This window comes from bacterium (assembly GCA_037131655.1).
Lineage (GTDB): Bacteria > Armatimonadota > Fimbriimonadia > Fimbriimonadales > JBAXQP01 > JBAXQP01.
Genome location: JBAXQP010000090.1, coordinates 1 through 9,192 on the forward strand (window position 1 = coordinate 1; position 9,192 = coordinate 9,192).

Annotated in this window: 10 protein-coding genes; 6 read left to right on the forward strand and 4 right to left on the reverse strand. The window is 48.7% G+C overall.

Features of this window, described 5'->3' with window-relative positions; genetic code table 11:
* From WCO51_05810 to WCO51_05825, 4 genes are all read right to left on the reverse strand, one after another.
* A partial coding sequence (locus WCO51_05810; GenBank protein MEI6512773.1) for a tetratricopeptide repeat protein occupies nucleotides 1–713 on the reverse strand: 713 nt, incomplete at its 3' end.
* A gap of 168 nt (nucleotides 714–881) precedes the next feature.
* Entirely contained in the window at nucleotides 882–1,679 is a 798-nt protein-coding gene (locus WCO51_05815) for a site-specific DNA-methyltransferase (protein MEI6512774.1), read from the reverse strand.
* On the reverse strand, nucleotides 1,676–2,776 hold the full coding sequence (locus tag WCO51_05820; protein MEI6512775.1) for a Nif3-like dinuclear metal center hexameric protein: 1,101 nt from the start codon (nucleotides 2,774–2,776) through the stop codon (nucleotides 1,676–1,678). The genes WCO51_05815 and WCO51_05820 overlap by 4 nt, the downstream gene beginning before the upstream one ends.
* Before the next feature lie 23 nt (nucleotides 2,777–2,799).
* Nucleotides 2,800–3,750: a UDP-glucuronic acid decarboxylase family protein gene (locus WCO51_05825; protein MEI6512776.1), complete on the reverse strand. Its 951-nt coding sequence runs from the start codon at nucleotides 3,748–3,750 to the stop codon at nucleotides 2,800–2,802.
* 275 nt (nucleotides 3,751–4,025) lie between these two features.
* Between WCO51_05825 and WCO51_05830 the strand changes: the two genes are divergently transcribed.
* From WCO51_05830 to WCO51_05855, 6 genes are all read left to right on the forward strand, one after another.
* The gene (locus WCO51_05830; protein ID MEI6512777.1) at nucleotides 4,026–4,886 is read left to right on the forward strand and encodes an SUMF1/EgtB/PvdO family nonheme iron enzyme; all 861 of its coding nucleotides are present in this window, start codon (nucleotides 4,026–4,028) and stop codon (nucleotides 4,884–4,886) included.
* 279 nt (nucleotides 4,887–5,165) lie between these two features.
* A complete protein-coding gene (pyrF, locus tag WCO51_05835) occupies nucleotides 5,166–5,861 on the forward strand; it encodes an orotidine-5'-phosphate decarboxylase (protein MEI6512778.1) in 696 nt (231 codons plus the stop codon).
* A 21-nt stretch (nucleotides 5,862–5,882) separates the two neighbouring features.
* Nucleotides 5,883–6,365, forward strand: a complete 483-nt coding sequence (locus WCO51_05840; protein ID MEI6512779.1) for a TspO/MBR family protein — start codon at nucleotides 5,883–5,885, stop codon at nucleotides 6,363–6,365.
* The gene (gene mutY / locus WCO51_05845; protein ID MEI6512780.1) at nucleotides 6,362–7,450 is read left to right on the forward strand and encodes an A/G-specific adenine glycosylase; all 1,089 of its coding nucleotides are present in this window, start codon (nucleotides 6,362–6,364) and stop codon (nucleotides 7,448–7,450) included. The genes WCO51_05840 and mutY overlap by 4 nt, the downstream gene beginning before the upstream one ends.
* A gap of 233 nt (nucleotides 7,451–7,683) precedes the next feature.
* Nucleotides 7,684–8,415: a metal-dependent hydrolase gene (locus WCO51_05850; GenBank protein ID MEI6512781.1), complete on the forward strand. Its 732-nt coding sequence runs from the start codon at nucleotides 7,684–7,686 to the stop codon at nucleotides 8,413–8,415.
* 111 nt (nucleotides 8,416–8,526) lie between these two features.
* A partial coding sequence (locus WCO51_05855) for a hypothetical protein (protein ID MEI6512782.1) occupies nucleotides 8,527–9,192 on the forward strand: 666 nt, incomplete at its 3' end.

Sequence of the window (9,192 nt, forward strand, 5' to 3'; positions counted from 1 at the left end):
TCTTTTTTGTCAATGGCATCGATCATATTCAGAACTGTTTTTTCTGGTGCGCTTACTCTGAACATGAAGTACCAGACACCGCCTGCAGCAAGCGCTAGGATGACCAGGAGGCTAATGATAATCAGAGGGGCGGATGAGCTGCTTTTGGGCTCTTCCGGCCGTGTATAGCTTCTTGGATAGGCAGGCGCCTGGCTGGGAGCGGGTGGTTTTGTGTCAGGTGAAGATTGCTCAGAAGGACGAGCACCTGATACCGGAGGAGGAGTTGATGAGGGTTGGGTCGGAAGCACATCACCGGCATCTTTAGCACCCGAGCTTCGTTCCCATTCCATTATTACGTGAGCTTCGCCCTCTTTTTCCGTGCCGATTTTCTCCAGCAATCCTGCCGCGCCAGCATGCTTGGGATCACATTGCAGCGCTTCCATAATAAGCAGGCGCCCATCGTCTTTTTTCCCCATCTTTACATATTGAGCACCCAGGTTATAAAAGGCTTGAGCGATGCTGGGACGAAGAGATAAAGCCCGTTTGAAAGCTTCAACCGCTTCGTCGTTACGGTTGAGTTTCGAAAGACAAGCACCCAACATCGTCTGAAGATCGTAATCATCTTCGACTAACTTGCCGGCTTCCAGTAACTTTTGGATTACTTCTTCAACTTTTCCCTGCTGATATAACTCGAGCGTTAAAGCTCGAATTTCATCTGTTCGTTCTTCATGCATAATTTTCCCTATTCCTTCCCTAAATCCCCGAATTTAAATTGTTATAGGCTTATTCGAGATAGTGTCCTATAATTCCTCTTTTTTTGGTTATCTTCATGCAAACCGATAGAATTATGAACGAAATCAACCACAGAAAACCCATTTCTTAGTTTTCGTTCCCTATTCCCCTTAAATCGTCTCGATAGACATCTCAGCGCCGTGGGTTTTTAGGCGGTTTTGGGTTATTTGGAGTGCTTGGGGGGAGTGATCACAGGCTAAGAATCGACGGTTTAGGCGTTGGGCTACAGCAGGGGTGGTGCCGCTTCCGCAGCAGAAATCAGCCACTAAGTCGCCTTCGTCGGAGCTTGCGAGAATTATCTTTTCTAACAAGCCTTCGGGTTTTTGAGTGGGGTAACCGTTTCGTTCGTTGGTGCCGGTGCCCAATGTGAGTTCCCAAACATCTCTGGGTTGGGCGTATCTATATTGCTTACCGGTCTCTTCATCAATGTAGTAGGGCACGTTTTTATAACCGTAGTGGTGGGATTGGACAGATTTCTCAGGGATGACATTGAACTTGCGCTTGTCTGATACTTGGTATAGAAGGATCGTGTCGTGCTTTCGTCCAAAGTAGCGTTTGGTCACGCCGCCCGTGCGATAAGACCAGATTATCTCATTCACAAAGTTGTCATAGCCAAAAATTTTGTCCATCTCGACCTTCACATAATGAACCGCATGCCAATCAAGGTGGACATAGAGGCTGCCGCTGGGTTTCAAGAGGCGTTTGGCTTCAATGAGGCGGCTATTGAGCCACTTTAGATACTCTTCCAAGCCATTCTTCCATACGTCGCTAAAGGCTCGCTTTCCGTCTGAATTGTAGTGTTTGCCGCTATAGAATGGGGGGTCAAAATAGATGAGGTCGATGCTTTCGGACTCGAGTTGCTTCATGAGGACGAGATTATCCCCGAGAACAAGGCGGTTGGCGCTCATATCAATTCCACCGTCACCTGGCGGGGTTCGAGGTGTTCTTTTAGGTAATCCGCTAGCTTTTTAACTCCGGGCATTTCGGTTGGGCCATGGCCGGCATCAATTAGGGCAATCTTTCTGGCGATAGCCTCCCAAGTGTGATGATGGCGAGTTTCACCGGTCACCAAAACATCAACTCCTGCATGCTTGGCCTGGGCGAGATAGTCCCCACCGGAACCACCAACAACCGCAACGCACCGGATTAGAGTGTGGTCCGCTCCCCAATACCGGATTGGCTCATAGTCGAGAACCTTGCCGACAATCTTGGCGAATTCAGACAATTGTATTGGGTTTGGCAACCGTCCTATCCGGCCTATTCCCATCTGCGACATCGGCTTTAACGGATATACATCAAAAGGCGGTTCCTCATAGGGGTGAACACGCTTGAGGGTTTCAATTGCATCGTTTAAGTGGATTTCATCGACTGCCATTTCAATTCGCAGTTCGCTGACGGATTCCCTCTTGCCTGCATGGCCGATATGAGGATGGGAATCGGGAGGCGCTTCGAAAGTGCCTGTACCCTGTTGTGAAAAAGCGCATCGTTTATATTCGCCGACAACCCCGGCTCCTACTGCCGCCATTTCATCGATTAAACGGGACGCATTTCCCTCCGGTATGAAGGTAACGATTTTATACTGATGAGGCGTAATCTCACCACCGAGTTGGCGTACTTCGATAAGCTCTAGAGCTTCGGCGAGGGCATCATTAACTCCCCCCGGCGCAATATCGAGATTGGTATGAGCCGAAAAAAGCGCTATCTTGTGTTCACACAATGACTGAACGGCTTCACCAATTGGATCATCAAACGAAATGCTTTGTAAAGGACGGAAGATGAGAGGGTGATGCGTGACGAGCAATTGAGCGTTTTGGTATGAGGCTGCGGCAACAGTTTTTGGGGTGGCATCTAATGCGACCATGACCTTATTAACAACCGCTGAACGTGAACCGACCTGTAAGCCGATAGGGTCATTAGGGAGCGCATAGACAGGCGGCGCTAGTTTTTCCACTAGCGCCACGACATCTGCAACGGTTGTCTTAACGGGCTTCAGGCTTTCGCTCATTTACCCTCTCGATGATGTTAGTTCTACTTTGAACTCAAATTAAGGCGTGTTCGTGCGTATTCGATGGTCTGCTTAAGGCCGTCTTCTAGCTTGACCTTCGGTTCCCAGCCCAATACGGTCCGCGCACGGGTGATGTCCGGTCTTCGCCTTTGAGGGTCATCCGGGGTGACCGGTTCTTTGAAGACGATCTCACTCTTGCTTCCGGCCAGTTCTTTGATAATATTGGCGAATTCGAGCATCGTATACTCATCGGGATTGCCGATGTTGACCGGATCGTTGTAATTGCTGTTGGCCAAACGCCATAGAGCCTCAACGACATCCGAAACATAGCCGAAACTACGTGTTTGATCGCCAGGAGAATAGACGGTGAGCGGTTCATTTCTCAAGGCTTGGGCGATAAAGTTAGGCACCACGCGGCCGTCATCCATTCTCATTCGCGGGCCATAAGTATTGAACAAACGCGCGATGCGGGTGTCAAGCTCGTGATAGCGATGATAAGCCATCGTCATTGCTTCAGCAAAACGCTTTGCCTCATCATAGACCCCTCGAACGCCGACAGGGTTGACATTGCCCCAATAATCTTCTTGTTGAGGATGAATGGCCGGATCGCCATAAACTTCTGAAGTCGAAGTGATAAGGAATGTCGCTTTTTTTGCCTTTGCCAACCCCAAAGCTTTATGGGTGCCCAGAGCGCCAACTTTTAAGGTTTGGATGGGATATCTAACGAAATCAATAGGGCTGGCCGGTGATGCCAGGTGAAACACAAAATCAATAGGACCGTCGACGAAAAGGTATTCGGTAACGTCATATTTAATAAAAGAAAAATTCGGATCGCCCATGTGGCTAGCGATATTGTCTGTGCTGCCTGTAATCAGGTTATCGAGCACAACCACTTGCCATCCTTCTTTAAGAAGGCGATCTACGAGATGGGATCCAACAAAACCGGCTCCGCCGGTAACCAGTGCACGCGTCATGAATATCCTCCTAGCCTAAGTGTAGCATTCGCGCCTTAAGCTGTCAACTCTACCAGGTATAAGTAGGCTTACGAATAATCTTAATACTTCCTTCTAACCCCTCAATTTTTACCACTATCAGAAATAAAGTGTGGGGCTATGAGCATTTGTGTGGATTGATCAGTGGTATTTCGTTAAAGAAGAGGATTGCGAAAATTCCGCTAGTTGAAAAGAAGGAATATGGGTATTCTACGGAGAAGAGTAGGGTTTAGGTCAGAAAAATGGAGGGGACCTAGATGAGAACAGTATGGATATTAGTAATCGCGATTTTGACGATGGGTATTATCGGATGTGGCAAGCCAGACCCAAAGCTAGGTGACGTGCTCATTAACCCAAAAGACGGCGCTGAGATGGTGTGGGTTCCCGCTGGGGAGTTTACAATGGGCAGCACGGATGAGCAGACCGCCGCCGCACTGAAAGAGTTGCCGAAGGAATACCAGGAGATTCTCAAGTCCTTTTTTGATGCTGAGAAACCACAGCGCAAGGTGCACTTGGATGGCTATTGGATGTATAAGTACGAAGTAACGGTGGCGCAGTACCGTAAGTTCTGTGAGGCGACGAAAAGGTCATTGCCGAAAGCTCCAGATTGGGGATGGAAAGAGAATCACCCGATGGTGATGGTGTCATGGCAGGATGCAGCAGACTATGCGAAGTGGGCTGGTGTCGCTTTGCCAACTGAAGCACAGTGGGAGAAAGCGGCACGAGGAACCGATGGAAGAACATACCCGTGGGGTAATGATTGGGATGTCTCGAAGTGTGCGAACAGCGTGGGGAAAGAGTTAAAGAGTACTTATGTAGTTGGAAGCTATCCTGCCGGTGTAAGCCCTTATGGCTGTATGGATATGGCGGGGAATGTATGGGAGTGGTGTGCGGATTGGTATGATCCGAACTACTACATGGTTACACCGACCAAAAACCCGACCGGCCCATCAGGGGCGGTGACGTTCGAAGTAGCTGGCAGAAGTTTTGAGGGCACTCATGTGTGGCGCGGGGGTTCGTGGCTCAACGACTCCTACGATTACTTCCGCTGCGTCCACCGCCTCGCTCCGACGTACCGTTACCTCGGCCACGGTTTCCGTTGTGCCAGGACTCCGTAATTTCAGCTTTCCGCTTTACAGTTTGACTCTCAAAGGGGTCTGGGGGCTTGCCCCCAGACGCTCGTAAAATTGTGAATAGTTGCGGGCATAGCATTGTCGGATTTTTTGCGTATATCCCCCCCCCCATATAACCTAAAGTGTAGGTCAGTTGAATACTTATTGGATTTATAATCGCATGACTTTGATATTACGCAATTGGTTCTGTATGCGGTAGTCTATTAACATGGGATTCAGGCTCTGAACAACAATGGGCAATATGGGAATTGGCGGTAGGGGATTATGAAAGAAAAGATTATTGTTGCGCTGGATACCTCGGATATCGAGGAGGCAATCGGAACTATTAAAAAGCTTCGGGGGCATATTGACGCCTTCAAAATCGGCCAGGCGCTCACTTTAGCGAATGGGCTGAGCGCTATCGCTCGATTGCAGGATGAAGGCGCCAAGCGAATTTTCCTCGATCTCAAATTTCATGATATTCCCAACAGTGTTGCGCTGGGCGTTAAAACGGCAGCCCAATATGGGGTGTGGATGCTCACAATTCATACGAGTGGCTTGCAAGCCATGATGGAAGCTGCCGCTAATGCCGCCCAGTCTTCAAATCATCCTCCGCTGGTAGTTGGCGTGACCGTCTTGACCAGCATTAACGAAGAGGCTCTCCGCAATGAGCTCGGAGTAGAACGACAACTAAAAACTCAAGTTATTGAACTAGCAAAGCTGGCGCAAGAGTCGGGACTTGACGGGGTAGTCGCTTCTCCTCATGAGGCCTCTAGCATCCGCCAGGTTGTCGGAGATCAGTTCGTCATCGTAACCCCAGGCATACGCTCTGCCGGTGGCACAACTCATGACCAACAGCGCATCGCTACCGCTCATGAGGCAATCGCAAATGGAGCAAGCTATCTGGTGGTAGGCCGAGCCATAACCGAAGCCGACGACCCGATAGCAGCATTGAATAATCTCGTAGGTGACGGGCAATAGCAATCCAACGTATAGATTAATATGACCTCTATAAATTGGTGGAAACTCATTTCGGCAGTTTTGGTTTGCGAGCTTGCGGGTGTTATCGGGAGCGTTTTTACGATGTCGGCAATTCCTGCTTGGTATGAGACGCTAAAAAAGCCTTCATTTAACCCCCCGAACTGGATTTTTGGGCCGGTTTGGACACTTCTTTATCTCCTAATGGGGATTGCGCTCTATCTGGTCTGGCAGAGTAAATCGAACCCAGAGCTTAAGTCATATGCGCTCATCGCTTTTGGTGTTCAATTACTGTTGAATGCCCTCTGGTCGATTATTTTCTTTGGGTTAAAATCTCCAATGGGAGCGCTTGTTGAGATAGGTTTGCTTTGGGCATCTATCTTGGTGAGTATCATCCTTTTCTTTAAAATCTCACAAGTTGCGGGTTTCATTCTCCTGCCATATATTTTGTGGGTGAGCTTCGCTGCCATTCTTAATGCTGCTATTGCCATACTTAATCGGAAATGATTGATTCGGCTGTAAAAAAAGCGATTCAAAAAAATCTTCTCAAGCACTATCAAGCCACCAAGCGCAAGATGCCCTGGCGAGATAGTCACGATCCCTATGCCATCCTCGTGAGCGAAATCATGCTTCAACAGACACAGGTTTCGACTGTAACCGCTTATTATCAGCGTTTTATGCAGCGATTTCCTACTTTAGAGGCATTGGCAATTGCTCCGCTGGAGGCGGTGCTTCAGGTTTGGGAAGGGCTTGGTTATTATAATCGGGCACGAAATCTGCATAAAGCTGCTCAGGATATCATCGCCAATTACGGCGGTGCGCTCCCAACCAAAGCGGATAGGCTCCGGGAATTACCCGGGATTGGCCGTTATACTGCGGGCGCTATCTCCAGCATCGCTTTTGGGGAGCAAGAGCCTGTTGTCGATGGGAATGTCCAACGGGTTTTATCGCGTGTCTTTGGCGTGCGGGGAGATGTTTCAAAGGGAAAACCGCATGAGGCCATTTGGCAGTTGGCCCATGAACTCATTCCCTATGAGGCCCCCGGTGATTTTAATCAAGCGCTCATGGAGTTGGGCGCAACCATATGCCTCCCCAACGACCCCCGATGTGCCCAATGTCCCATGGGAAAAGAATGCATTGCGAACTTGGAAGGGCTTCAAGAGCAGTTACCTGAGCTAGGGGTTGGCAAAAAGAGTATTAGTGTTGTTGAAGTATCGGCGGTGGTTCTTCGTGGGGTTGAGACGCTGCTGACTAAGCGGTTTCCACAGGGCTTATGGGCTAGCTTATGGGAATTTCCCAGGGTTGCCCGATTACAGGGTGAAACTTCAGAACAAGCCGCCGTCAGAGCCGCTCATGAAATAGCCGGTGTCAAAGTTGAACCTGTAAAATTAATAATTACCATCAAACACAACGTCACCTATCACTCCATTACCCTCTGGGGTATCCAATGCGCCTATCTATCGGGCGAGCCTCACCCTATCGAGTGCGCAGAATGCCAGTGGGTTCCCCTCAAAAGCCTAGAAGGCTATCCCATGGCTGTCCCCCAACGTAAGATTGCCAAAGAGATAGAGGCGAAAGGTATACCCCTTTAATGTCATTACGGCCTTAAGGCCTACTCAGGATTAGACGATTGGTTAGATAGAAAAACTTCGGCAGCGGCGCTTCGCTCTGCTACCGAAGCATCGAGTTTAAGTTTGTCTTAATTTCCGAAAATACGCACTAATTAGCAATAAAGCTTGGGTGACGGGAGGGGGTTCCTTGAAATTAGAACGCTTTGCGGTGTACCATTAGCATATCGTGATGATAGCGACAGGAGGTCGAACGCATGAGCGCTCGTTTTACCTGGCTCGGCCATTCAACGTTTCGTGTCGAGACACCAGGCGGCAAAGTTATATTAATAGATCCATGGGTGCAAAGCAATCCGGCATGTCCTGATAGCGAAAAAGAATTCGATCAAATGGACTACATGCTCTGTACTCACGGCCATTATGACCATATCCAAGATGCTGTAGTCTTAGCTCAAAAGTATAAGCCCAAGGTTATAGCGATTCTCGAGCTATGTAAATGGCTGGAGAACAAAGGGGTCGAAAATCTTGTGCCTATGAACCTCGGCGGCACATTTGAAGTTGATGGTATTGCTATTACGATGGTTCGCGCCGATCACAGTTGTGGGATCATCGAGCCGGATGGCAACCTGACTTATGGCGGACATGCCTGTGGTTATGTCGTAACACTTGAGAACCATACCGCCTTTTATCATGCAGGCGACACAGCTGTTTTTAGTGATATGAAGCTAATCGCTGAAATTTACAGGCCGGCCCTTGCGATGCTTCCAATTGGAGATCGCTTCACTATGTCGCCACGGGAAGCTGTTTACGCGTGCCAGCTATTGGGATGCAACAATGTTATCCCGATGCATCACGATACTTTCGATTCGCTTACAGGAACTCCGCAGGAATTCCGAGCCCTAAGCCGCTATTTGGTTGGTATGAATATTATTGACCTTCTCCCAGGCCAAAGCCATGTGCTATCGGGCGCTGAGCATGGATTAGGATAATTATTGCAGTGAGTATGCGTGAGATTTGGCAGGAAGAATCAGAGCAGCGGCGAATATTATTATTAGCTTCTGTAACGAACATTCATTATAAACACCGAAGGAATTACGTTCATGACTAACAACGTCAACATTGAACTTTCCAGTGAAGAATTAAGGGTTGAGCCGGGCGGGACAGTCCAGCTTACCGTTTGTATAAAAAATCCTGGGACCGAGCCAGACCGGTTTCAAGTTGAAATAGAAGGCATTGATATGGAATGGTATGCCATTCCAGTGCCTGCATTTACGGTCGAATCGGGGGAAGAAAAAAAGGAAAGAATTCTTTTCAAGCCTCCACGTACCAGTGAAAGCCGTTCCGGAGTTTATCCGTTTATTGTCAGGGTGCGTTCTCTTGAGACGGGCAGTACCAGCATCGCTCAGGGCACTCTTATCATTCCGGCATTTCACCTGCTGACTACTGAGCTACTCCCTAAGCGTGGGACGGCTAGTTTTTTTAGGTCAACGGTGGAATACGAATTAACGCTTTCCAATTTGGGCAACACGGAGCTGACGCTTCAATTGTTTGCATCGGACCCGGAAGACGTCTGCATTTTCGAATTTGAATCTGAGCGAGTGGTTATTCCTGCCGGTGGACAAACGACTATGTTGATGCATGTTCAACCTGGCAGAAGTTCAGTTATTGGCCCCACTCGACTTTTCGGCTTTACCGTTACTGCGCGAGCGGTTGATAATGCCTACATTTCCTCTTCAACTCAAGGCCAAATTGAAAGAAAAGCGGTG

Coding starts and splice junctions, on each gene's coding strand:
- WCO51_05850 (MEI6512781.1), top strand. CDS start 7,684: ATGAGCGCTCGTTTTACCTGGCTCGGCCATTCAACGTTTCGTGTCGAG.
- WCO51_05820 (MEI6512775.1), bottom strand. CDS start 2,776: ATGAGCGAAAGCCTGAAGCCCGTTAAGACAACCGTTGCAGATGTCGTG.
- WCO51_05840 (MEI6512779.1), top strand. CDS start 5,883: ATGACCTCTATAAATTGGTGGAAACTCATTTCGGCAGTTTTGGTTTGC.
- WCO51_05830 (MEI6512777.1), top strand. CDS start 4,026: ATGAGAACAGTATGGATATTAGTAATCGCGATTTTGACGATGGGTATT.
- WCO51_05815 (MEI6512774.1), bottom strand. CDS start 1,679: ATGAGCGCCAACCGCCTTGTTCTCGGGGATAATCTCGTCCTCATGAAG.
- mutY (MEI6512780.1), top strand. CDS start 6,362: ATGATTGATTCGGCTGTAAAAAAAGCGATTCAAAAAAATCTTCTCAAG.
- pyrF (MEI6512778.1), top strand. CDS start 5,166: ATGAAAGAAAAGATTATTGTTGCGCTGGATACCTCGGATATCGAGGAG.
- WCO51_05825 (MEI6512776.1), bottom strand. CDS start 3,750: ATGACGCGTGCACTGGTTACCGGCGGAGCCGGTTTTGTTGGATCCCAT.